The organism is Pseudomonas arvensis, assembly GCF_056688935.1.
This window is the reverse complement of sequence record NZ_CP162038.1, coordinates 1,816,451-1,840,339: the sequence shown is the minus strand read 5'-3', so window position 1 is coordinate 1,840,339 and position 23,889 is coordinate 1,816,451. Positions and strand designations below refer to the sequence as shown.

At 60.5% G+C, this 23,889-nt stretch carries 22 protein-coding genes; 11 read left to right on the top strand and 11 right to left on the bottom strand.

What is annotated here, in order from left to right; translation table 11 throughout:
* Nucleotides 1-6: 6 nt before the first annotated feature.
* Entirely contained in the window at nucleotides 7-3,642 is a 3,636-nt protein-coding gene (locus AB3G88_RS08450; RefSeq protein WP_480453677.1) for a transporter substrate-binding domain-containing protein, read from the top strand.
* Between the two features lie 27 nt (nucleotides 3,643-3,669).
* Here the strand turns inward: AB3G88_RS08450 and AB3G88_RS08445 are convergent, their stop codons facing one another.
* The gene (locus AB3G88_RS08445; RefSeq protein ID WP_112194267.1) at nucleotides 3,670-4,152 is read right to left on the bottom strand and encodes a free L-methionine (R)-S-oxide reductase MsrC; all 483 of its coding nucleotides are present in this window, start codon (nucleotides 4,150-4,152) and stop codon (nucleotides 3,670-3,672) included.
* Nucleotides 4,149-5,039, bottom strand: a complete 891-nt coding sequence (locus tag AB3G88_RS08440; protein ID WP_099586793.1) for an ATP-binding protein — start codon at nucleotides 5,037-5,039, stop codon at nucleotides 4,149-4,151. The genes AB3G88_RS08445 and AB3G88_RS08440 overlap by 4 nt, the downstream gene beginning before the upstream one ends.
* Nucleotides 5,040-5,202: 163 nt before the next feature.
* Here AB3G88_RS08440 and AB3G88_RS08435 point away from each other — a divergent pair, with 163 nt between their 5' ends.
* A complete protein-coding gene (locus tag AB3G88_RS08435) occupies nucleotides 5,203-7,512 on the top strand; it encodes a hybrid sensor histidine kinase/response regulator (protein WP_112194263.1) in 2,310 nt (769 codons plus the stop codon).
* Here AB3G88_RS08435 and AB3G88_RS08430 read toward each other — a convergent pair.
* The 3 genes from AB3G88_RS08430 to msrB form a co-directional block, all read right to left on the bottom strand.
* Nucleotides 7,466-7,957 (bottom strand): MarR family winged helix-turn-helix transcriptional regulator, encoded by a 492-nt coding sequence (locus AB3G88_RS08430; RefSeq protein WP_112194261.1) that lies wholly within the window; start codon nucleotides 7,955-7,957, stop codon nucleotides 7,466-7,468. The two genes, AB3G88_RS08435 and AB3G88_RS08430, sit on opposite strands and share 47 nt — an antisense overlap.
* Nucleotides 7,954-8,439, bottom strand: coding sequence for a glutathione peroxidase (locus tag AB3G88_RS08425; RefSeq protein ID WP_099586796.1), 486 nt, complete (start codon nucleotides 8,437-8,439; stop codon nucleotides 7,954-7,956). The genes AB3G88_RS08430 and AB3G88_RS08425 overlap by 4 nt, the downstream gene beginning before the upstream one ends.
* A 133-nt stretch (nucleotides 8,440-8,572) precedes the next feature.
* Nucleotides 8,573-8,965, bottom strand: a complete 393-nt coding sequence (msrB, locus tag AB3G88_RS08420; protein ID WP_191947421.1) for a peptide-methionine (R)-S-oxide reductase MsrB — start codon at nucleotides 8,963-8,965, stop codon at nucleotides 8,573-8,575.
* Nucleotides 8,966-9,167: 202 nt separating this feature from the next.
* On the opposite strand from msrB, the gene AB3G88_RS08415 reads away from it, so the two are divergent.
* Both AB3G88_RS08415 and htpX read left to right on the top strand, forming a co-directional pair.
* Nucleotides 9,168-10,379, top strand: a complete 1,212-nt coding sequence (locus AB3G88_RS08415) for a pyridoxal phosphate-dependent aminotransferase (RefSeq protein ID WP_017136168.1) — start codon at nucleotides 9,168-9,170, stop codon at nucleotides 10,377-10,379.
* Nucleotides 10,380-10,684: 305 nt separating this feature from the next.
* A complete protein-coding gene (gene htpX, locus AB3G88_RS08410) occupies nucleotides 10,685-11,572 on the top strand; it encodes a protease HtpX (protein WP_099586798.1) in 888 nt (295 codons plus the stop codon).
* Between the two features lie 56 nt (nucleotides 11,573-11,628).
* Here the strand turns inward: htpX and AB3G88_RS08405 are convergent, their stop codons facing one another.
* Nucleotides 11,629-12,285, bottom strand: coding sequence for a thiopurine S-methyltransferase (locus AB3G88_RS08405; protein WP_480453674.1), 657 nt, complete (start codon nucleotides 12,283-12,285; stop codon nucleotides 11,629-11,631).
* 103 nt (nucleotides 12,286-12,388) lie between these two features.
* Here AB3G88_RS08405 and AB3G88_RS08400 point away from each other — a divergent pair, with 103 nt between their 5' ends.
* Nucleotides 12,389-13,156, top strand: a complete 768-nt coding sequence (locus AB3G88_RS08400) for a DODA-type extradiol aromatic ring-opening family dioxygenase (RefSeq protein ID WP_112194255.1) — start codon at nucleotides 12,389-12,391, stop codon at nucleotides 13,154-13,156.
* A gap of 86 nt (nucleotides 13,157-13,242) precedes the next feature.
* Here the strand turns inward: AB3G88_RS08400 and AB3G88_RS08395 are convergent, their stop codons facing one another.
* Nucleotides 13,243-14,916, bottom strand: a complete 1,674-nt coding sequence (locus AB3G88_RS08395; protein ID WP_480453673.1) for a DEAD/DEAH box helicase — start codon at nucleotides 14,914-14,916, stop codon at nucleotides 13,243-13,245.
* A 422-nt stretch (nucleotides 14,917-15,338) separates the two neighbouring features.
* On the opposite strand from AB3G88_RS08395, the gene AB3G88_RS08390 reads away from it, so the two are divergent.
* Complete coding sequence (locus AB3G88_RS08390; protein WP_099586801.1) at nucleotides 15,339-16,130, top strand: crotonase/enoyl-CoA hydratase family protein; 792 nt, start codon at nucleotides 15,339-15,341, stop codon at nucleotides 16,128-16,130.
* Between the two features lie 98 nt (nucleotides 16,131-16,228).
* Here the strand turns inward: AB3G88_RS08390 and AB3G88_RS08385 are convergent, their stop codons facing one another.
* The gene (locus AB3G88_RS08385) at nucleotides 16,229-16,984 is read right to left on the bottom strand and encodes a spermidine synthase (protein ID WP_112194253.1); all 756 of its coding nucleotides are present in this window, start codon (nucleotides 16,982-16,984) and stop codon (nucleotides 16,229-16,231) included.
* A gap of 124 nt (nucleotides 16,985-17,108) precedes the next feature.
* On the opposite strand from AB3G88_RS08385, the gene AB3G88_RS08380 reads away from it, so the two are divergent.
* Nucleotides 17,109-18,455, top strand: a complete 1,347-nt coding sequence (locus AB3G88_RS08380; protein ID WP_112194251.1) for a class II 3-deoxy-7-phosphoheptulonate synthase — start codon at nucleotides 17,109-17,111, stop codon at nucleotides 18,453-18,455.
* Nucleotides 18,456-18,559: 104 nt separating this feature from the next.
* Here AB3G88_RS08380 and AB3G88_RS08375 read toward each other — a convergent pair whose 3' ends face one another.
* Both AB3G88_RS08375 and AB3G88_RS08370 read right to left on the bottom strand, forming a co-directional pair.
* Entirely contained in the window at nucleotides 18,560-19,774 is a 1,215-nt protein-coding gene (locus tag AB3G88_RS08375; protein WP_480453670.1) for a winged helix-turn-helix domain-containing protein, read from the bottom strand.
* Between the two features lie 45 nt (nucleotides 19,775-19,819).
* On the bottom strand, nucleotides 19,820-20,026 hold the full coding sequence (locus tag AB3G88_RS08370) for a DUF1127 domain-containing protein (RefSeq protein WP_244643707.1): 207 nt from the start codon (nucleotides 20,024-20,026) through the stop codon (nucleotides 19,820-19,822).
* Nucleotides 20,027-20,096: 70 nt separating this feature from the next.
* Between AB3G88_RS08370 and AB3G88_RS08365 the strand changes: the two genes are divergently transcribed.
* Nucleotides 20,097-20,978 carry a LysR family transcriptional regulator gene (locus AB3G88_RS08365; protein WP_191947427.1) on the top strand — a complete coding sequence of 294 codons (882 nt, stop codon included), beginning with the start codon at nucleotides 20,097-20,099 and terminating at the stop codon, nucleotides 20,976-20,978.
* Here AB3G88_RS08365 and AB3G88_RS08360 read toward each other — a convergent pair.
* Nucleotides 20,968-21,717: a sulfite exporter TauE/SafE family protein gene (locus tag AB3G88_RS08360; RefSeq protein WP_099586807.1), complete on the bottom strand. Its 750-nt coding sequence runs from the start codon at nucleotides 21,715-21,717 to the stop codon at nucleotides 20,968-20,970. The genes AB3G88_RS08365 and AB3G88_RS08360 overlap by 11 nt on opposite strands.
* Nucleotides 21,718-21,825: 108 nt before the next feature.
* Here AB3G88_RS08360 and AB3G88_RS08355 point away from each other — a divergent pair, with 108 nt between their 5' ends.
* From AB3G88_RS08355 to AB3G88_RS08345, 3 genes are all read left to right on the top strand, one after another.
* Complete coding sequence (locus AB3G88_RS08355) at nucleotides 21,826-22,776, top strand: LysR family transcriptional regulator (protein WP_191959972.1); 951 nt, start codon at nucleotides 21,826-21,828, stop codon at nucleotides 22,774-22,776.
* Between the two features lie 78 nt (nucleotides 22,777-22,854).
* A complete protein-coding gene (locus AB3G88_RS08350) occupies nucleotides 22,855-23,307 on the top strand; it encodes a MarR family winged helix-turn-helix transcriptional regulator (RefSeq protein ID WP_112194247.1) in 453 nt (150 codons plus the stop codon).
* Between the two features lie 146 nt (nucleotides 23,308-23,453).
* Entirely contained in the window at nucleotides 23,454-23,873 is a 420-nt protein-coding gene (locus AB3G88_RS08345) for an organic hydroperoxide resistance protein (protein ID WP_099586810.1), read from the top strand.
* Nucleotides 23,874-23,889 lie beyond the last annotated feature (16 nt).

Genomic DNA, 23,889 nt, shown 5'->3' with positions numbered 1-23,889 from the left:
AAGCGGATGCCCAGCCGTATAAAGGACTATTTGATTATATTGAGTGCCGGTTTGTGCTTCAGCACTGCCGTGCCTGCAACCCCTCCAGCGAGCCCGGAACATTTCGACCTATTGAGTCGCGCAAACTCCATGCAACTGGAAACCCACCTGAACAAGGCCCAGCGCCAATGGCTCCAAAACAAACGGGAATTGGTGCTGGGAACGGCATACCCGGACTATCCGCCGTTTGACCTGACCTCCAGCGGGCACGACTACGAGGGACTCACCGCGGACTACGCCGGCCTCCTGGCCACGGCATTGGCCTTACCGATAAAGGTATTGCGCTACCCCTCCCGAGAAGCCGCCATTCGGGCCCTTGAAGCTGGGGATATCGATTTACTGGGCTCCTCCAACAGTTTTGAAGCGGCAAACCCCAACCTGACCCTGTCTGAGCCCTATGCCGCAGACCGGCCGGTGCTGGTGACCCGCGAAGGCGAGACCCGCAGCCTGAGCGACGGACTGGCCGGGATGCGTCTGGCACTGGTCTACCACTACCTGCCGCTGGGCGAGGTGGAGAAGCTGTACCCCAAGGCGATCATCCGCGCCTACCCCTCTTATCAAAACGCCTTGAATGCGGTGGCTTTCGACCAGGCTGACGTTTTTCTCGGCGATACCATCTCCACGCACTACATGATCAACAAGGGCTACCTGAAAAACATCCGCATGGCGAACTTCGGCAAACATGAAGCCTATGGGTTCAGCTTTGCGATGCCCCAGGACCAGCAAACCCTGTTGAGCATCGTCGACGCAGCACTGAGGGCCGTGCCTACCACCGAAAGGGAAGCGATCGCCAAGCGCTGGAGTGCCGGCAGCGACATCCTGTTGACCGACCAGAAGCTGCAACTGACGCAGCGCGAGGAACGCTGGCTCAGAGACAATCCGGTGGTCAAGGTGATCGTGAACCCCACCTTTGCGCCGCTGACGTTCTTCGATGCCGATGGCAATTTCCACGGCGTCACCGCCGACCTGCTGGAACTGATTCGCCTGCGCACCGGGCTGCGCTTCGAGATCCAGCGCGGGCGGGATGTGAACGCGATGATCGAAGACGTCGAGACAGGCAAAGCGGACATCATCGGGGCGATCATCCCGAGCGTCGAACGCGAGGCTCAAATCAACTTCAGCCGCCCTTACCTGGAAAACTCCTACGTAATGCTGACGCGCAAGGACGGCCAGGCACCCACAGGTCTGGAGGAAATGGAGGGCAAACGCCTGGCAATCACTCAGGGCAGCCCGCTGAAAAAATTCCTGCGCGAGCAGTTCCCAAAGATTCAACTGGTAGAAGCCGGTGACACCTTCAAGTCAGCCGAGATGCTCGTACAAGGCCATGTGGAGGGCGCCGTGAATACCCTGGTGGTCGCCAATTACTTTCTGACCTCGCAGATGTTCCAGGACAAGGTTCAAATCAGCTTCAGCATTGGCACCATGCCCGCCACCTTTGGATTGGCGACGTCACGCAGCGCCACGGAACTCAGCTCGATCCTCGACAAAGCCCTGCTCAGCATCGCCCCGGATGAGCTGGGGGTGATCAACAGTCGTTGGCGCGGCTATACCGCCGCCTCAGACAGTTACTGGCGTGACTATCACCAACTCATTGCACGCATCATCATCGGCACCGGGTTGCTGCTGCTGATTTCCCTGAGCTGGAACGCTTACATGCGCCGCCAGATCAGTCACCGGAAAATGGCCGAACGCGCCCTCAATGATCAGTTCGAGTTCATGCGCGCACTGGTCAATGAAACCCCGCACCCGATCTATGTACGTGATAGCAGGGGGCTGCTGCAGACCTGCAATGACAGCTACCTGCAGGTGTTCGACGTCAAGCGCGAAGACGTGATAGGCAAAAGTGCGGTCCAGATCAGCACAGCCCTTGCAACGGAAGCGGCGCAATACCATGCCGACTATCAACGCGTGGTGGCGGAAGGCAAACCGATGATCCTGGACCGCCCCCTGCATATTCGCGGAAAAAAACTCACGATCTACCACTGGATCCTGCCGTACCGTGACTCGGTCGGTGAAGTTCAGGGCATCATCGGTGGCTGGATAGACATCAGTGAGCGACGCCAGCTGTTCGACGAACTTCGTACCGCCAAGGAACGAGCCGACGAAGCCAACCGGGCCAAGAGCACGTTCCTCGCGACCATGAGCCATGAAATCCGCACACCGATGAACGCGGTGATCGGCATGCTGGAACTGACCCTCAAGCGGGCGGACCAGGGCCACCTTGATCGCCCGGCCATCGAAGTGGCCTATAACTCAGCCAAGGATCTGCTGGAACTGATCGGCGACATCCTGGACATCGCGCGTATCGAATCCGGGCGTCTGAGCCTGGCACCGGAGCGCGTCAACCTGCGGGAAGTGATCGAGTCGGTGGTGCGTGTCTTCGACGGCCTGGCGCGTCAAAAGAGCCTCAGCCTGATGCTGGAGTTCACGCCAGACCTTGAAGACACTGAAGTCTTGATCGACCCACTGCGCTTCAAGCAGGTGCTGTCGAACCTGGTCAGCAATGCCATCAAGTTCACCGAGCGTGGCCAGGTAAAAATCAAGGTACAAGTCTTACCCACTGAGCTGGCGCAACAGGTCGAGATGAAACTGGTGGTGGAAGACACCGGCATCGGTATCAGCCGGGACGACCAGAAGCGCCTGTTCGAACCCTTTGCCCAGGCCGACAATTCCGGGCAACTGGCCAGGAGCGGCGCAGGCCTGGGGCTGGTGATCTGTCGCAGCCTGTGCGCCATGATGGGCGGGCAACTGAGCCTGAGCAGCGTGCCCATGGTGGGTACCCAAGTGCATGTGAGCCTGAGGATGACGCGCCTGCAACCGGTGACGACGGCGGACGAACTCAAATCCGAGGCGCCTGCAAGCGCGACCGTGCTCAATGTGCTGGTGGTGGACGACCACCCGGCGAACCGTTTGCTGATGTGTCAGCAACTCGGTTTCCTGGGCCACCAGTTCACTGCCGCCCAGAACGGGGCCACCGGTTTCCAGGCGTGGCGCCAGGAGCACTTCGATCTGGTGATCGCCGATTGCAACATGCCCATCATGAACGGCTACGAGTTGAGTCGCTCAATCCGCGAATATGAACAACGCGAACACCTGAAGCCCTGCGTCGTGCTGGGCTTCACCGCCAATGCACAGCCCGAGGAGAAGCACCGCTGCGCAGAAGCAGGCATGAACGACTGCCTGTTCAAACCCATTAGCCTCACGGCGCTGGAACGGCAACTGGCAAAGATCAGTCCGCAACCCACCCACATGATCCTGGACCTCGGCAATTTCGAGAACCTTACCGGTGGCGACCCGCACATGAGCCGTCGCTTGCTGGAAGAGCTACTGAAAAGCAGCCGTCAGGATCGCCAAGAGTTGGTCGCACTGATGGCTGCGCAGGCCCCGGCCCAGAACATCATCGAACAGGCTCACAAGATCAAGGGCGCTGCCCGCATCGTTCAAGCCAGTACGCTGGCCTCGCACTGCGAAGCCCTTGAACAGACCTGTGCCCACGGCGATGAACGACATCTGATCAATGCGGGTGTGAAATCCCTGGAAAAGCTGATGCTGGAGATGGAGAGGATGCTGCAGGTGCAGCTTGACGGGATGGAGGGTCAATAAGGGGGCGTGCTACGCCCCCCTGCTTGATCAGCAGTCGGTCAAGCGCAGGAAGATCGCCGCCAGATGTTCGATTCCCGCCTGGTCCTGAGGGGTAAATCGGGCCAGCAAGGGGCTATCGAGGTCGAGGACGCCAATCAACTTGCCGTCCTTGACCAGTGGCACCACCAGTTCGCTGTTGGACGCGCTGTCACAAGCGATATGCCCGGGGAACGCGTGCACATCTTCCACCCGTTGGGTTTGCCGCGAGGCCGCAGCGGCACCGCAGACCCCTCGGCCAAACGGAATACGCACACACGCGATCTGCCCCTGGAATGGGCCGAGTACCAGCTCTTCATTGCGGTTAAGGTAAAAGCCGGCCCAGTTCAGGTCATCCAACTGGCTAAACAGGAAAGCGGAAAACTGCGCGCTGTTGGCGATAAAATCGCGTTCATCCGCCAGCAGCGACTCCAACTGGGCACACAGCAGGGCATAGCCACCGAGACCGGTGCCAGCTTGTTGTAAATCGATCATGGTTGACGCTCCAATAATTTGAGGCCCACCCAATAACGGGCGAATTGATACGCGCAACGGCCGTTGCGGTTGCCGCGCCCGGTCGCCCAGCGCACGGCCAGAATGTCGAGGGCTTCATCGCGCTGCCACTGCAAACCCGCCTTGTTCGCCAGCTCACCGATCCAGTGCTCGACCACATCCAGAAAATGCTCCTGGGTGAACGGGTAGAACGACAGCCACAAGCCAAAACGGTCGGACAGGGCAATCTTGTCTTCCACCGCCTCACTGGGGTGCAGTTCGCCATCCACGCGCTTCCAGTTGTCGTTGTCGCTCTGGTTTTCCGGCACCAAGTGACGGCGGTTGGACGTGGCATACAGCAGCACGTTTTCAGGCGCCTGTTCCAGGGAGCCATCCAGTACGCTCTTGAGTACCCGGTAGTCGCCCTCGCCGGCCTCGAACGACAGGTCGTCACAAAACAGGATGAAACGCTGCGGCAGCTTGAGCAGTTGCTCAACCACACGGGGCAAGTCGGCCAGGTGGTCACGCTCGATTTCGATCAGGCGCAAACCGGCCTCGGCATGCTGGGCGAGCAACGCGCGCACCATGGACGATTTACCAGTACCGCGCGAACCCCACAGCAACGCATGGTTGGCGGGCAGCCCATCCAGAAACTGCTGAGTGTTGCGCGCCAGTGTTTCACGTTGCTTGTCCACGCCAATCAGGTCGGACAGGCGCATGTCCAGGCTCACATCCAGGGGCAACAGGAAACCACTGCGGCCTTCACGCTGCCAACGGGCGGCCAGGCAATGGTTCCAGTCGATGGCTTGGCGTGGCGCGGGCAACAAGGGTTCCAGACGAGCGAGCACTGCATCGGCCCGCTCCAGAAAGGCATTCAATCGAGAGTCCACGATTATTCCTCTGGCAAGTTCTTGTAAAAGATGGCGTATTGGCAACCCTGCGACAGACCGCTTGGGGCTGCGTAAAAAACGATTTATGCCGGGCAAGCCTGAGCCTGTGGATGTTCAGCTATGCTTGCCGGGCGAAGGGAAACGTGAAGTGGTTCAACACTCGATGGATATCAAATTCGCCCACCGCTTGTCTTTTAAACAAGCCAGATTGACTGTGCTGGTCGGTTTCGTCTTGGGAACCTTGCTCAGCCTGATCCAAATCGGCATTGATTATGCCAGTGAAGACGCATCCATCAACCGTGAAATACGCTCGCTGATCGAAATCAGCCATAACCCGGCGTCACGTATTGCCTACAACATCGATGCCGAACTGGCCCAGGAGCTGACCCGCGGCCTGCTGCACTCCCCAGCCATCATTCGCGCGCAGTTGATCGACAACAACGGCGTGGTACTCGCCGATGTCGACCGGCCACGCAAGGAAAGCACTTACCGGCCTATCAGTGACTTCATGTTTGGCGCCAACCGCCAGTTCGAAGACCAACTGTTTCTGAGCCACATGCCCAACGAGTCACTGGGCGTACTACGTCTGGATGTCGACACTTACGCTTTTGGCAGCCGGTTCCTACGCCGCGCCGAGATCACCCTGCTCAACGGATTTGCCCGCAGCCTGCTGCTGACCGGGATTCTGCTGGGCCTGTTCTATGTGATGCTGACTCAACCGCTGGTGCGCATTATCCGTGAACTGAGCACCCGCAAGCAGGCCCGCCTGGATTGCCCGCCGGGGCATGAGCACGATGAAATCGGCGTGTTGGTGAATGTCGCCAACCAGCAATTCGAAAACATGGAAACCGAAATCCAGCAACGCCGTCACGCCGAAGACCGATTGACGGAATACCTGGGGCAACTGGAGGACATCGTCTCCGCTCGCACCCTCGAACTCAAGGCCAGCAACCAGCGCCTGACCCAGACCAACAATGAGCTCGAAGCGGCAAAGATGAATGCATTGGCCATGGCTCAGGCCCGGGCGGCTTTCCTCGCAAACATGAGCCACGAAATCCGCACCCCGCTCAACGGCCTGCTGGGCATGATCGCGCTGTCGCTGGACAGCCCGTTGAACGCCGAGCAACGCCAGCAACTGTCTATCGCCCATGACTCGGGCAAAGTGCTGGTGGAGTTGCTCAACGATATTCTCGACCTGTCCAAGTTTGATGCCGGGCAGTTGGAGCTGGAGCGCATCCCGTTCGACCTCGGCGCGCTGGTCGAAGACACCGCGAACCTGTTGTCACAGAACGCAGCGCCGAGCGTGGAACTGACGTGCCTGATCGACCCGCAGTTTCCGGCCCAGGTACTGGGCGACCCGACCCGTGTGCGGCAGATCGTCAGCAACTTACTGTCCAACGCCCTCAAGTTCACACGCTTCGGTCGCGTTGATGTGCGCCTGCACACCCACGACGGCGGCGTGCGTATTGAAGTCTGCGATACCGGCATCGGTATTGCGCAGGATGCCCAGGTGAAGATCTTCCAACCGTTCACCCAGGCCGGTGCCGGTATCACTCGCCAGTTTGGCGGGACGGGCCTGGGTCTGGCGCTGACCCACAACCTCTGTGAAGCCATGAAGGGACGGTTGAGTATCAGCTCGGAGGTGGGCTTTGGCAGCCAATTCTGCGCAGACCTCCCGCTGCCCACCCATTTGCCCGCCGTGCAGCCGCCGCCGCTGAGCGGCCAGGTCATCGCCATCACCAGCGCTGGCGGCGGCCTGACGGAGTTGCTCACCACACTGCTGCCCAGTTGGGGGCTGACACCGCGTTGTTTCACCATGGATGACGATTTGAGCGGGCAAACGCCTGACCTGCTGATTACCGATTGCCCGGAATGCCTGTTCCGCATACGGCCGGGCATTACCGCGCCCATTTTGCTGGTGACGGCCTATGGCAATTTCATGCCCAGCGAGGAAGTGGCAGCGCTGGTACCCCTGCACCAACAGGCGCGTCCTTTGAGCCGCACCGCGCTGTATCAGATCCTGCTGCGCAACATGCACAGAGGCACGCAGTTGATCCTTGATCCGATCCAGCTGGATGCGGCCCCCCTCGCGCATCGCGCGCGCATCCTGCTGGTGGAGGACAACCCGGTCAATCAACTGGTGGCCAAGGGCATGCTCAGCAAACTGGGCTGCGAGGTGATTGTGGCGCCCCATGGCGGCGAAGCGCTCAAACTCCTCGAAGAGCAACCCTTCGACCTGGTGCTGATGGACTGCAACATGCCGGTGATGGATGGCTATGAAGCCAGCCGACAGATTCGCCGCAGCGGGCGCTGGCCGGACCTGCCGATTGTCGCGTTGACCGCCAACGCGCTGTCCGAGGAGCGCGAGCGGTGCCGTGCGGCGGGCATGAATGACTACCTGGCCAAACCGTTCCGCCGCGAAGAACTCAATGCCCTGCTGGACCTGTGGGTGCCTCGGACGACAACGCTCTGATCTGCACCAGCAACTGATCCAGACCGTCACGCAAGGCGTCAGCCTGGTTCAGGTCAACCCCACTGGCGCACAGCAGCCGGGTTTTCAGGGCGAGGGTCTGATCACGCAGCTGTACGCCGCTGTCACTCAGGCTCAGGTGAACCTCCCGCTCATCCTGGGCACTGCGCCGGCGCCGCACCAGCGCAAGTTGCTCCAGACGCTTGAGCAAGGGCGTCAACGTACCCGAGTCGAGCATCAGGCGTTCGCCCAGGGCTTTGACTGTTGGTTGCGACGTTGGCGTGTCGTGCCACTCCCACAACACCAGCATCACCACATATTGCGGATAGGTCAGGCCCAATTGGTCGAGCATCGGCTTATAGGCGCGTGTAACAGCCCTGGAAGCAGCGTAGAGCTTGAAACACAGCTGGTTGTCCAGGGCCAGGGACACGGCGGGCGGCTGGATCATTTGAGCAGGGCTTCGATCTCTTGGGTCAGGTCCTGCGGCTTGGTGGTGGGGCCAAAGCGCTTGACCACCTGGCCGTCGCGGCCGATGAGGAACTTGGTGAAGTTCCACTTGATGCCTTTGGAACCCAGCAGGCCCGGCGCCTGTTTTTTCAGTTGCACGAACAGTGGATGGGCATCGCTGCCATTCACGTCGATCTTCTTGAACAACGGGAAGCTGACACCGAAATTCAGCTCGCAGAATTCTGAGATCGCGCCTTCGTCACCCGGCTCCTGCTTGCCGAACTGGTTGCAGGGAAAGCCCAGCACCACCAAGCCCTGATCCTTGTATTGCTGCCAAAGCTGTTCCAGCCCCTTGTACTGCGGGGTGAAACCGCACTTGCTGGCAGTGTTGACCACCAGCACGGCCTTGCCGGCGAAATCGGCCAAGGTCTTTTGCTCACCTTTGATGGTGGTGCAAGGGATGCTCAGCAGGTTGTCGCTCATGGCAGTGCCTCAAGAAAAAGGGGAGAAGAAGGAGAAAGATAGTAGGCGATTCAATTGTGTGCAATTGAATTGATCGGAATGATAGTGCCTTATGGGCACGGGATGAGGGAGCAGGCTCCCTCACCGCGAGTACTCAGCGCGGGACCAGGTCCAGGCACACCGAGTTGATGCAATAACGCAGACCGGTCGGCGGCGGACCATCCGGGAATACATGGCCCAGATGCGCATCACACTTGGCGCAGGTGACTTCGGTGCGGATCATGCCGTGGCTGACGTCACGGATCTCGATCATCGCGCTGTCGGCAATCGGCGCGTAAAAGCTCGGCCAGCCGCAGCCGGAATCAAATTTGGTGGCGGAGTCGAACAGCGGCGCATTGCAGCAGATGCAGTGGTACACGCCGTCGGTCTTGGTGCCGTTGTACTTGCCGCTGAACGGGCGCTCGGTACCTTTGAGCCGGCACACGTTGTACTGCTCGGGATCGAGCATGGCTTTCCACTCTTCAACGGTTTTCTGCAACTTATCCATCGGTACACCTCGGCAACTGAAAAAGCCTGATCTGTGTCTTTTCCATGGATCAGGCGGCACGTATGATTGCGCCTCTTCAAAACGCCAGTCTGGCACCCGCGCTATCGGCATTCAAACGTATTTATGGGTGCGGGCCCCGCAGGTTTCACAGTACGGTAGTGTCCACACCGTCTGGATCGTTCATTTTCAGGATCACATCGCCATGCAGGTCAGCAAATCGAACAAGCTCGCCAACGTCTGCTATGACATTCGCGGCCCAGTGCTCAAGCACGCCAAGCGCCTGGAAGAGGAAGGCCATCGCATCCTCAAGCTGAACATTGGCAACCCGGCGCCCTTTGGTTTCGAAGCGCCGGACGAAATCCTCCAGGACGTGATCCGCAACCTGCCTACCGCACAGGGCTACAGCGACTCCAAGGGCCTGTTCAGCGCACGCAAGGCGGTGATGCAGTACTACCAGCAGAAGCAGGTTGAAGGTGTCGGCATCGAAGACATCTACCTGGGCAATGGCGTGTCCGAGCTGATCGTGATGTCCATGCAGGCGCTGCTCAACAACGGCGACGAAGTGCTGGTACCAGCACCGGACTATCCACTGTGGACCGCCGCCGTGACCCTGGCCGGTGGCCACCCGGTGCACTACCTGTGCGACGAGGGCGCCGATTGGTTCCCGGACCTGGCCGACATCAAGGCCAAGATCACCCCGAACACCAAGGCACTGGTGATCATCAACCCGAACAACCCTACCGGCGCGGTTTACTCTAAAGAAGTGCTGCTGGGCATGCTCGAACTGGCCCGCCAGCACAACCTGGTGGTGTTCTCCGACGAGATCTACGACAAGATTCTCTACGACGATGCGGTCCATATCTGCACGGGCTCCCTGGCGCCGGACCTGCTGTGCCTGACCTTCAACGGCCTGTCCAAGTCCTACCGCGTGGCGGGCTTCCGCTCCGGCTGGATCGCCATCTCCGGTCCCAAGCACAACGCCCAGAGCTACATCGAAGGTATCGACATGCTGGCCAACATGCGCCTGTGTGCCAACGTGCCGAGCCAACACGCAATCCAGACCGCACTGGGCGGCTACCAGAGCATCAATGACCTGGTTCTGCCCCAGGGCCGCCTGCTGGAGCAGCGCAACCGCACGTGGGAACTGCTCAACGCGATCCCGGGCGTGAGCTGCGTGAAACCCATGGGTGCGTTGTACGCGTTCCCACGGATCGACCCGAAGGTGTGCCCGATCCTCAACGACGAGAAGTTCGTGCTCGACTTGCTGCTGTCGGAAAAACTGCTGGTGGTGCAGGGCACCGCGTTCAACTGGCCGTGGCCGGATCACTTCCGCGTGGTTACCTTACCGCGTGTGGATGACCTGGACATGGCGATTGGACGTATCGGCAATTTCCTCAAGTCCTATCGCCAGTAGGGGATATGACGCTGTACGACCGACATTCGGTCGTACAGCGATTATCTGGCAACACTTCTCTGTCTTCACCCCTCCCCTCATACCGCCCGTGCCGCTCTATGGCCTCAAGCCCCCTATAATTGTTGGGCCACAAGACCATGAACGGCTTGTAAGGGGTAGCATTCCCGGCCGGAAAATCCCTTCAAGACTCTACATTCGAGCTGTAGGACACAGTTTGAAATAGTCGCTCGGTTGAATCACCCCATGCCGCACCTTATATACCCCGCAGTAAGCGACATATTAAGCATGAGGAGAACTCTACAACCATGATGCGCATCCTGCTGTTCTTGGCCACCAACCTGGCGGTCGTGCTGATTGCCAGCATCACCCTGAGCCTTTTCGGCTTCAACGGGTTCATGGCGGCCAACGGGGTTGATCTGAACCTCAATCAGCTGCTGATTTTCTGTGCGGTCTTTGGTTTTGCCGGCTCGCTGTTCTCGCTGTTCATCTCCAAGTGGATGGCGAAGATGAGCACCAGCACCCAGGTCATCACCCAACCACGCACTCGCCATGAACAATGGCTGATGCAAACCGTGGAGCAGTTGTCCCAAGAGGCAGGTATCAAAATGCCCGAAGTCGGGATTTTCCCTGCTTATGAGGCCAACGCCTTTGCAACGGGCTGGAACAAGAACGACGCGCTCGTGGCCGTCAGCCAGGGCCTGCTCGAACGTTTCTCACCCGATGAAGTGAAGGCAGTACTCGCGCACGAGATTGGCCACGTTGCCAACGGCGACATGATCACCCTGGCACTGGTGCAAGGCGTGGTGAACACCTTCGTGATGTTCTTTGCGCGGATCATCGGTAATTTTGTCGACAAGGTGATCTTCAAGAACGAAGGCGGTCGCGGTATCGCCTACTTCGTGGCGACCATCTTTGCCGAAGTGGTACTGGGCTTCCTGGCCAGTGCGATCGTGATGTGGTTCTCGCGCAAACGCGAGTTCCGGGCAGACGAAGCCGGCGCACGCCTGGCGGGCACCAGCGCAATGATCAGTGCGCTGCAACGCCTGCGCTCCGAACAGGGCCTGCCGGTGCACATGCCTGACAGCCTGACCGCCTTCGGCATCAACGGCGGCATCAAGCAGGGCCTGGCGCGCATGTTCATGAGCCACCCACCGCTGGAAGAGCGTATTGACGCGCTACGTCGTCGGGGCTGATACCCGGTAATGCAAAAAAGGGGCGATCGGATCGCCCCTTTTTTGTGGGCGCCCCTTTATACCCGCGCCATTTTGTAGACACGCTCGTCCAAGCCCGTGACGCCGTCCTGCACGAACTTCCAGCTCTCACCAAGAATGTCTTGCTTTTCGACCACCTGCGGGCTCCAGTGCGCTCCCAGCAGCACCTTCACCTCGTCATCCGTCACCGCAAACGGCGGGCCGGCCTTTTGCGTCTGGTCGTAGTCGAGGGTGATGAGCAATCCTTGGCAGCCTGGGCGCAAGCGGCTGTTCAGATGCTCGGCGTACTGCGCGCGCATCAGCGGTGGCAAGGCGATCAGGGCGGCGCGGTCGTAGAGCGCAGTGCAATCAGCCAGCACCTCAGCGTCGAGGGCGAAGAAATCACCGCACCACACTTCGATCAAATCCGCCTGGTACACCTTGAACGCGCCGTGCCGAGTGGTTCGCGGCGTCAGGTTCTGCTCACTGAAGAAGGCTTCAACCGCTTGCTCCGACAGTTCAACGCCGAGCACGCGATAGCCGTGGCTGGCCAGCCACATCAAGTCCAGGCTTTTGCCACACAGCGGCACCAGTACTTTGGCCCCCTCGGCAAGCCCCAACGAACGCCAGTGCCGCTGCAGGTAAGGGTTGACCTCGGACCGATGGAAGCCGATCTGATTGCGCGCCCAGCGCTCCTGCCAAAACTTAGGTTCCATGGATCCCCCAGAAATCTCGATCAAAAGGCACTAAAACTTATATTAGATTTAGATCAATGATCTGATTGAAGATGGGCCCATGTTAACGCTCAGGACCCCACTTATGCTCCCTAGCCTGTTTATCTCACACGGTTCGCCCATGCTCGCCCTGCAACCTGGCGCCAGCGGCCCGGCGCTGCAACGCCTGGCGGCCGAGCTGCCCCGCCCGAAGGCAATCGTGGTGGTGTCGGCGCATTGGGAAAGCCAGGATTTGCTTGTCAGCGGCAGCGCCGCACCGGAAACCTGGCACGACTTCGGCGGCTTCCCCCGTGAACTGTTTGCCGTGCAATACCCGGCGCCGGGCGACCCGCAACTGGCCCGCGAGATTGTCCAACTGTTGCACGCCGATGGCCTGAATCCGCGCATTGACGACCAGCGCCCTTTCGACCACGGCACTTGGGTGCCGCTGTCGCTGATGTACCCCGCCGCGGATATCCCGGTGGTGCAGGTGTCCCTGCCCAGCCACATGGGCCCTGCCCTGCAGACACAAGTCGGCCATGCCTTGGCCAGCTTGCGCGAGCAAGGTGTTCTGCTGATCGGTTCCGGCAGTATCACTCACAACCTGGGCGAACTGGACTGGCACGCCGGGCCTGAAAGCATCGAGCCTTGGGCGAGGGGTTTCCGCGACTGGGTCGTGGAGAAGCTTGTTGCCAACGACGAAGCCGCACTGCACGACTATCGCCGCCAAGCGCCCTACGCAGTTCGCAGCCATCCAAGCGATGAACACCTGTTGCCGCTCTACTTTGCGCGTGGTGCGGGCGGGGGTTTCAGCATCGCGCACCAAGGTTTCACCATGGGCGCGCTGGGCATGGACATTTACCGCTTCGGCTAACTCGTAATGGTTAAAACAGCGACGCAAAAAAAATCCCCGAACCAGTCGGGGATTTTTTATGTGCGATCAATCAGCCCAAGGGCGGATCAATCTTCGCGGTAGCGACGCAGCTTCAGCTGCTTACCGGCAACGCGAGTGTCTTTCAGTTTGGTCAGCAGCTTTTCCAGACCGTCTTCCGGCAGCTCCACCAGGGAGAAGCTGTCACGGACCTGGATGCGACCGATGGCTTCACGTGCCAGGCCACCCTCGTTGAGGATAGCGCCCAGCAGGTTCTTGGCAGCGATACCGTCACGCGCGCCCAGCGCGGTACGGCAACGAGCACGACCTTCAGCCAATGGAACCGGAGCACGACGCTCACGTTCACCACGGTCTGGACGGTCGCCAGTACGCTCTGGACGATCACCGCGTGGCGCGTTGTTCGGTACCAGCGGGCGTTCTTTCTCGATGGCTGCCAGGGTCAGGGCCTGACCGTTTGTTGCCTTGCGCAGCAGAGCTGCAGCCAGGGCACGTGGGGTGCAGCCGATATCGGCGGTCAGGCGGTCGAGCAGGTCGCCGTGGGTCGATTCAGCGTCAGCCACCAGTGGCGACAGGCTGTTGGTCAGTTTCTTGATGCGGGCATCGAGAACAGCCTGGGCATCCGGCAGGCGGACTTCGGCAACTTTCTGACCGGTTACACGCTCGATCACTTGCAGCATGCGGCGCTCACGTGGAGTCACCAGCAACAGTGCACGACCTTCGCGACCTGCACGGCCGGTACGGCCGATACGGTGAACGTAGGACTCTGGATCGTAAGGCATGTCAACGTTGAACACGTGGGTGATACGTGGAACGTCGAGACCACGAGCGGCTACGTCGGTCGCTACAACGATGTCCAGACGGCCATCCTTGAGGGAGTCGATCACGCGCTCGCGTTGGTTCTGGGCGATGTCACCGTTCAGCGCAGCGGCTTTGTAGCCTTTGGCTTCCAGGGCACTTGCCAGGTCCAGGGTCGCTTGCTTGGTACGCACGAACATGATCAGGGCATCGAAGTCTTCGACTTCCAGCAGGCTCAATACAGCCGAGGTCTTCTGGTCAGCGTGAACCAACAGGTGAGCCTGTTCGATCGCGGTAACGGTCTGAGTCTTGGTCTGGATCTTCACGTGTTGCGGATCGCGCAGGTGGCGTTCGGCAATGGCACGGATCGACTGTGGCAGAGTGGCCGAGAACAGTACGGTCTGACGGGTCGGTGGCAGCGCCTTGAAGATGACTTCCAGGTCATCCATGAAGCCCAGCTTCAACATTTCGTCAGCTTCGTCGAGAACCAGGTGGTTCACGGTCGACAGTACTTTTTCGTCGCGACGCAGGTGGTCGCACAGGCGGCCTGGGGTCGCCACAACGATCTGAGCGCCATTACGGATGGCTTTCAGTTGCGGGCCCATCGGCGCGCCGCCGTAAACGGCAACAACGGTAACGCCTGGCATTTGCTTGGCGTAGGTTTCAAAAGCGGTTGCTACTTGCAGCGCCAACTCACGGGTTGGCGCCAGGATCAGGGCTTGCGGCTCGCGCTTGGCAGGATCGATGCAGTGCAGGATAGGCAGGGCGAACGCGGCGGTTTTACCGGTACCGGTTTGCGCCTGGCCAATCATGTCCTGGCCGGCCATGATGATCGGGATCGATTGCTGCTGAATCGCCGAAGGTTCTTCGTAGCCGGTCGCAATGACGGCAGCAAGAATGTTCGGGTTAAGATTAAAAGCGGCGAAGCCGCCGGTTTCCTGGGTCATGGGTCTGCCTCTGAGTGCATCCGCAAAGACCCATGCTCCAAAGCTGCGCATGCCGTGTTGAGACTCAAGAGTCGCCCTGGCTGCTTTGTCGGCGGGGATTTGCGAAAACGAATGAATGAAAAAGATTCGTCAAGGGAGAGTCCGCTGTGCGGACGTGCAGCCGAAGCTGACTTCGGGGAATTGCGCTACCTAAACGCGGCCCGGTTAAAGGCCGGCGCGCACTATACCGGAAATACCTGAAAAAGGGAGCTTTTTTTATCGCAAAGCGCCGATAAACCGCGCTGCGTCACAGTCTTTGCAGATAAGCCGGCCAGGGTCTATTTTTCAAAGGCCCGGCCCTGTTGGTGATAACGCTTAAACGATTCACCCAATGTTCGAGACCTTTGGTCTGAAATCCTTCCCTGCGCCCGAGGGCACACCCGATGAATCAAGCCAGCAGCAGCCGCGTCAGCCGTGAACTCCAGGGCCATGTCCTGCTGTTGGGCCTGGACCGGGTGGCCAAGCGCAATGCCTTTGACCTGGATTTGCTCAATGAGCTGAGCCTGGCGTATGGCGAATTTGATCGAAACGACGCTGCGCGGGTCGCTGTCGTCTTTGCCCACGGCGACCACTTCACCGCCGGGCTGGACCTGGCCAATGTCAGCGCCGTGATGGCCGGCGGCTGGCAACCGCCGCTGGGGGGCTGCGATCCGTGGGGCGTGTTCGCGGGTCCGCGGGTAAGCAAACCGGTGATCGTCGCCGCCCAAGGCTACTGCCTGACCATCGGTATCGAATTGATGCTGGCAGCGGATATCAACCTCTGTGCGAGCAACACGCGCTTTGCGCAGATGGAAGTACAGCGTGGGATCTTTCCGTTTGGCGGTGCGACATTGCGCTTCCATCAGATCGCCGGCTGGGGCAACGCCATGCGCTGGCTGCTCACTGGCGATGAGTTCGACGCCCATGAAGCCCTGCGCCTGGGTCTGGTGCAGGAAGTGATGGCCAGCGAAGACTTGCTGCCCCGCGCCATTGAACTGGCCAACCGCATTGCGCGCCAGGCTCCGCTGGGCGTGCAGGCTACCTTGATGTCGGCGCGACTGGCGCGCATGGAGGGTGAGACCGTGGCCGCCGCCGCCTTGCCGCCGATGGTCGACAAGCTGTTTAACAGTGCAGATGCCAAGGAAGGTGTACGGGCGATGATCGAGAAGCGGCCGGGGGTATTCAAAGGCATTTGAATTGGCAACTACGGCGCCATCAGGGCAAGCCCCCTCCCACAGGAGAATGCGGTCCAATGTGGGAGGGTGCTTGCCCCCGATGACGTCAGCACAGACAACTAAGTAGCCGGCCGAATCGCCTTGATCAACGGTTGCAACGAATACCCCAGACGCGGCGCCAACACTTCGGCCCGATTAGAAAGCGCAGCCAGATCCAGCACCTGATCCAACTCCGAAGGCACCAGCAAAATTACATTGCCCTCCTTCACCGGCAGCTCCCAGTAATGCCGGTGATACAGCCCACGCAACAACGCCGCGCCCAGTGGTTTACCGTCGTCAGTCGCCCACTGGTTGATCACCAGCCAACCACCGGGGTTGAGCTTTTTCTGGCAGTTTTCCAGGAACGTCCAGGCCAGGTGCCCGACGCCCGGGCCGACATCGGTATAAAGGTCGACGAAAATCAGGTCGGCCGATTCGGCAGTCTCCAGCAATTCCAGGGCGTCGCCGATGCGGATGTACAGGCGCGGATCATCGTCCAACCCCAGGTACTCGATGGCCAGACGTGGTACGTCCGGGCGCAGCTCGATGGCTTCGACGTCTTCCAGGGGCAAGAACTTCAGGCACGCCTGGGTCAACGTGCCAGCGCCGAGACCGAGGAACAACGCGCTTTCCGGCTGTTCATGGCACAACGCGCCGATCAGCATCGCGCGGGTGTAGTCGTACTCCAGCCAGCTCGGATCGGCGGTGAACACGCAGCTCTGCTCGATGGCGTCGCCGAATTCGAGAAACCGGTAATCGGCCACTTCGAGCACACGGATCATGCCGAAGTCATCATGGACCTCGGCCAGCAAGCGCTCGACACGCTCCTCTGTCATCACTACTCCTAACGGGTTTGCTCTACGCCAAAGGCGCGATTGTCGGCCAACCGGCAGCAGCAGGTCACGCACTAATTGCTGATAACATTGGCGCCCGACCGTCAATCAGCCAATCGAGTTCATGATGAGCCAACCCTGGAGCCCCGACAGCTGGCGCGCCCTGCCGATCCAGCAACAACCCCAGTACCCGGACGCCGCACACCTGTTGCGGGTGGAGCAGAACCTGGCCAGCTACCCGCCGCTGGTGTTTGCCGGGGAAGCCCGTGAGTTGCGCCGCCAGTTTGCCGAAGTGACTCAGGGTCGCGCCTTCCTGTTGCAAGGCGGTGACTGCGCCGAAAGCTTCGTTGAGTTTTCTGCGGCGAAAATCCGCGACACCTTCAAGGTGTTGTTGCAGATGGCGATTGTGATGACCTTCGCCGCCGGCTGCCCGGTGGTGAAAGTCGGGCGCATGGCCGGCCAGTTCGCCAAGCCGCGCTCATCCAACGACGAGACCATCGACGGCATCACCCTGCCCGCCTACCGTGGCGATATCGTCAACGGCATCGGCTTTGACGAAAAAAGCCGCGTACCCGACCCGGACCGCCTGTTGCAGTCGTACCACCAGTCCACCGCCACCCTCAACCTGCTGCGCGCCTTCGCCCAGGGCGGTTTCGCCGACCTGCACCAGGTTCATCAGTGGAACCTGGACTTTATCGCCAACTCCGCGCTGGCCGAGAAGTACAGCCAACTGGCGGACCGCATCGACGAAACCCTGGCCTTCATGCGTGCCTGCGGCATGGACAGCTCGCCGCAACTGCGCGAAACCAGCTTCTTCACCGCCCACGAAGCGCTGCTGCTGAACTACGAACAAGCTTTCGTACGCCGTGACAGCCTAACCAACGACTACTACGACTGTTCGGCCCATATGCTGTGGATCGGCGACCGCACCCGCCAGTTGGATGGCGCCCACGTCGAGTTTCTGCGCGGCGTTAACAACCCGATCGGGGTCAAGGTCGGCCCGAGCATGAACCCCGACGACCTGATCCGCCTGATCGACATCCTCAACCCGGACAACGACCCAGGCCGCTTGAACCTGATCGCCCGCATGGGCGCAGGCAAGGTCGGCGACCACCTGCCCAACCTGATCCGCGCCGTACAGCGCGAGGGCAAGCAGGTGCTGTGGAGCTCGGACCCGATGCATGGCAACACCATCAAGGCCAGCAGCGGCTACAAGACCCGCGACTTTGCGCAGATCCTCGGCGAAGTGAAAGAATTCTTCCAGGTGCACCAGGCCGAGGGCAGCTACGCCGGCGGAATTCATATCGAGATGACCGGGCAGAACGTCACCGAGTGCATCGGCGGCGCGCGGCCAATCACCGAGGATGGCTTGTCGGACCGCTATCACACCCATTGCGACCCACGGATGAATGCCGATCAGTCGCTGGAGCTGGCGTTTCTGATTGCCGAGACCTTGAAACAGGTCAAGCGCTGAGATTTTGGCTGACAGGACTGAGGCCATCGGGGGCAAGCCCCCTCCCACAGTTTGACTGCGTTCACAAATCCAAATGTGGGAGGGGGCTTGCCCCCGATGGGGCCCTAGAGCCCAGCAAGCCGCAGCCGAGCGGCACTTGGCCGTTGGCAATTGATCTGCACCTGCTCAAGCCCCAACCATTGCGCCATTTGCCGCAGATGCTGCGCCAGCGCCAGCATCCCCTCCTCATCCAGCCCAGGCTCTTCCTCGTGCACCGCATGCACCGCCAAGCGCCCATTGGCGCGTTCGGCCCGCAGGTCGACGCGGGCGGCGATCCGCTCGTTGTGCAAAAACGGCAGCACGTAATAGCCATACACCCGTTTGTCTTGCGGGGTGTAGATCTCCAGTCGGTAACGGAAATCGAACAGGCGCTCAGTGCGGGCGCGTTCCCAGATCAACGAGTCAAAGGGCGACAGCAAGGCGCTGGCCGGTACGTTGCGCGGCGTTTTTGGCTCCGGCAGACAATATGCCGACTGCTTCCAGCCCTGAACCCGGCAGGTCAGCAATTGGCCGTTCTCCACCAACTCAGCCAAGCGGGCGCGACTGTCGGCAGGGTCGAGGCGAAAGTAATCACGCAAATCTTTTTCAGTGCTGACCCCCAGGGCGGTGGCACTGTGCAGCAACAACCTACGCTGGGCCTCGGCTTCAGCCAACGGCGCTTGCTGAAGAATGTCATCGGGCATGACGCGCTCGGGCAAGTCGTAAAGGCGCTCGAAACCACGTCGTCCGGCCACGGTGACCAGCCCGGCAGCAAACAACCATTCCAGCGCGTGCTTTTCATTACTCCAGTCCCACCAGGGGCCGGCGCGCTCCTCACGGGTGGACAGGCTGCCGGCGCCGAGTGCGCCCTGTTGTTCAACGGTCTTGAGCACACGCTGAGTGATGGCCTGCTGCTCGCGCCCAAAACGCGCCATCTGCGCATAAATGCCCTGGCCCTGCTGCGCCCGCACCATGCGCCACCGCATCAATGGGTACAACGCCATGGGCAATAGCGAGGCTTCATGCCCCCAGTATTCGAACAGCGAACGCCGCCGGCCCTGGCTCCAGGCAGCCTCCTCAAGCAGTAAAGGGGAATAGTGACCCAGGCGGGAAAACAGCGGCAGGTAATGAGAACGCACCACGGCGTTGACCGAATCAATCTGCAACACGCCCAGGCGGTCGATCAATCGGTTGAGGTGCGCGGCCTTGATCTGCGCAGGCGGCTGGCGCCCGGAAAAACCCTGGGCCGCCAGCGCCATGCGTCGAGCTTGCTTGAGTGAAAAGGACAGGTCGGCAGGCATGGAAAACTCCTTGAGGGCTCGCGACCTACCCTACTGCATCCCGGGTCATTTTCGCAGCGGGTCTTCCCAGAAATGCCGATGGGTTTCCTGTTCCACATCGGCGCGGCTGAGGCCGATGTCCTTGAGCGCATCATCGCTCATGCTCGCCAGCATCTGGCGTTCGTAGCGCAATGCCTGCCAGCGGGCAATCCTTTGAAACAACCCGGCAAACGGATGCTTCGCCATCACCACGTAACCTTTCTGACCTTTCATCTTCTCGCCCTCCCTTGGGGATGACGCCAGTGTGTGCGGGGCACTATGATCAATCCAACGAATGTTTCTTATGCAACACATCTCGGAGATTGATCAATTGTCCGGCTACCCGAGCATCGACACTGAAGTGCTGCGTACCTTCGTTGCCATCGCTGACCAGGGCGGTTTTACCCGCGCTGGCGAGCTGGTCAACCGCACTCAATCGGCGGTAAGCATGCAGATGAAGCGTCTGGAAGAAGACGTGTTGCAGCGCAAGCTGTTCGAGCGCGATGGCCGGCAGGTGCGACTGACACCCGAGGGCCAGGTGTTGCTGGGTTATGCGCGGCGCATCCTGAAACTGCACAGCGAGGTGTTCAACACCCTGCGCGAGCCGCATATGGTGGGGCTGGTGCGGATCGGCACGCCGGACGACTACGTGATGCGCTTCCTGCCGGGGATCCTCAAGCAATTTTCCAAGGCGTACCCGCTGATCCAGATCGAGCTGCATTGCGAGTCGTCAACGGTGCTGATGCAGCGGCGGGACCTGGCGCTGACCGTGATCAGCCGGGAGCCCGGCAAAGAAATCGGCGAACTGTTGCGCACTGAGCGGATGGTCTGGGCAGCAGCGCCGTGCTTCTGCGTGGAGGAACACGACGCCGTGCCCCTGGCGGTTTCCGGCGACGACTGCCTGTATACGCAGTGGACCCGTGCCGCACTGGATGCCTGCGGCCGGGACTATCGCCTGGCGTACCACAGCACCAACGTCGCGGCGATCCAGGCGGTGGTGAGTGCCGGCCTCGCCGCGATGATCTGCATGGAAAGCCTGGTGACCGACGACTTGCGCATACTCGGCAGCGACGAGGGGTTCCCACCGCTGCCGTCGATGAATCTGCACTTGCTGCGCAACCCGCACATCACCTCGCCGATCACCGAATGCCTGGCCGAGTACATTCTGGAAGGCTTCAGAGTTTAAAGGTCAGCATCACCGCGCACACCACCAGGAAGCCGCAGAACAGGCCACGCAACAAACGCTCGGGCAAGGCATGGGCAACTTTCACGCCCCAACTGATACTGAGCAGGCCACCCACTGCCAGGGGTATGCCGATCATCCAATCCACTTCGTGGTGCCAGGCGTAGGTGACCAGGGTCACGCCGGTGCTGGGCAGGGCCAAGGCCAGGGACAAGCCTTGGGCGACCACTTGGGTAGTGCCGAACACACTGGTCAGCACCGGCGTGGCCACCACGGCCCCGCCTACACCAAACAAGCCGCCCATGGAGCCGGACGCGGCGCCCAGCACGCCCAGCCAGGGCCAGGAATAACGCATCTGCGCGGTCGGCGGTGCGTTGCGGGTGAACATGCGCAACAGGTTGTAGGCCGACAACGCCACCAGAAACGCAATGAAGCCAATCCGCATCGCCCCTGCGTCCAGGCCCACTGCCCAGATCGAGCCCAACCAGGCAAAGCTGAAACCCGTGATGCCCAGCGGCAGCGCGTGACGCAGTTCAATCCGGTTGCGCTGGTGATAACGCCACAGGGCGAGCATCACGTTCGGCACCACCATCACCAGCGCGGTGCCTTGGGCGATCTGTTGATCCAGGCCAAACAATACGCCGAGCACCGGGATCGCAATCAGCCCGCCGCCGATGCCAAACAGCCCGCCAACCGTGCCCAAGGCCGCGCCCAATACGAGGTACATCGCTAAATCCCACACCGCTCATTACTCCATAATCCCAGGCCTCGCATGCTACGCAGTCGGCCCTGGCGCGGAAACGCACAGCAACGCACAATGGCTGTGCCAATCTCGCATAAGCATTCAGTCATGAACCCCAATACCCTTACCGACCAGTTGAGTCTGTTTCTCGATGTACTGGAAACCGGTAGCTTTTCCGCCGCCGCACGCCGTCATCCGTTGACGCCCTCCGCGGTAGCGCGGCGCATCGACAGCCTGGAAAGCTCCGTGGGCAGCCGCTTGTTCCAGCGCAGTACCCACGCGGTAGTGCCGACGCCGGCGGGCCTGGCGTTTGCAGAGCGGGCGCGGCGGATTGTCAGCGAGTTGCAACTGGCACGGGCTGAAGCGGTGTCTCTGAGCCATGCGCCGGAGGGCTTGATCCGCGTGGATGCGCCCGCGGCGTTTGGTCGACGGCACTTGGCGCCAGTCATCGCGGATTTCCTGAAGGTGTACCCCGGCCTGGATGTGCACCTACATCTGATCGATAGTTTTGTGGATATGCAGGGCGCGCATCTTGGCAAGGTCGACCTGGTGCTGCGGGCCGGGCATATCGTCGATACCCGTCTGATCGCCACGCCCCTGGCCAGCATCGTGCGTATCGCCTGCGCCAGTCCGGCCTACCTCAAAAGCCGTGGCACGCCGACCCATCCCCGGGAGTTGAGTGATCATGATGGCCTGGACTGGGATGGCCTGGCGCCGATGTTCGCGTGGCGCTTCGAACTGGACGGGCGCCGTGCGACCTATCGACCACAGCGCATCCGCATGAGCGCCAACAACGCAGAAGCGCTGCTCTCAGGCGCCTTGGCCGGCTTGGGCATCGCCCATCTACCCACTTGGCTGGCCAGCGAATACCTGGTGCGTGGCGAATTGCTGCCGCTGTTTTGCGAAGATGGTCTGCCCAGCCCGGAAACTACCGGGATCTATGCGCTGCGCCTGGAACAACAGGCCAACGCACGCAGCCGCTTGCTGCTGGAATACCTCAAATCCCGTTTCAGCCCTGTTCCGCCATGGGATCTGGCGCTGCAGAGCGGCCTGGTCTGACCTCCTGGACAGAATTGTCTGGCGCATTAAAGATTTGCTCGCTAGATTCCAGCCCATACACGTATTTAAGGCACCGCCATGAGCAAAAACCCTGACCCGTGCGAACCCCTGATGCTGAATAACCAGCTGTGTTTCGCGTTGCACTCCACTTCATTGCTGATGACGAAGGTCTACAAGCCTCTGCTGCAAGCGCTCGGCCTGACGTACCCGCAGTACCTGGCCATGATGGTGCTGTGGGAAGAGGATGGTTTGACTGTCGGCGAAATCAGCAGCCGCCTGCTCACAGACCCTGGCTCCCTGACGCCACTGCTCAAACGCCTGGAAGCCGAAGGCCTGCTCAGCCGAACGCGCAGCCGCGAGGATGAACGCGTGGTGGTGGTGGAACTGACTACCGCCGGCCGTGCCTTGCAGGACAAGGCCATGGATATTCCACAGTGCATCCTTGGGGCCAGCGGGTTGGAGTTGGAACAATTGCGCAAGCTGCAAGCGGATCTGATTGCATTGCGCAGCAACCTGCAAGGCGCCGTTTAATACGCCCAATGAAAATGCGGGATGAGGCGCTTCACGAAAAATACTTTTAAATTTATCTTGCGCACTAAACATTAGCGCTATACATTCGCCTCACCAACTACTTAGCGCGCAAACATTTAGCGCTATATACCAATGAGGACGACACCATGCAAACGCTCTATACCGCAGTAGCCACCGCCACCGGCGGCCGTGATGGTCGCGCTGTTTCCAGCGATAACATCCTCGACGTCAAGCTCTCCACGCCAAAAGAACTGGGCGGCGCCGGTGGTCAGGCGACCAACCCGGAACAACTGTTCGCTGCCGGCTACTCGGCCTGCTTCATCGGCGCCCTGAAATTCGTCGCCAGCCAGACCCAACGCAAAATCCCGGCTGACGCCTCGATCACTGCCCACGTCGGCATCGGCCAGATCCCCGGCGGTTTCGGCCTGGACATCGACCTGCATATCAGCCTGCCTGGCCTGGCGCAGGATGACGCGCAAAGTCTGGTCGACGCAGCTCACCAGGTCTGCCCGTACTCCAACGCCACCCGTGGCAACGTCGATGTGCGCCTGCATGTAACCGTCTAACCCACGCTGCAGCTCA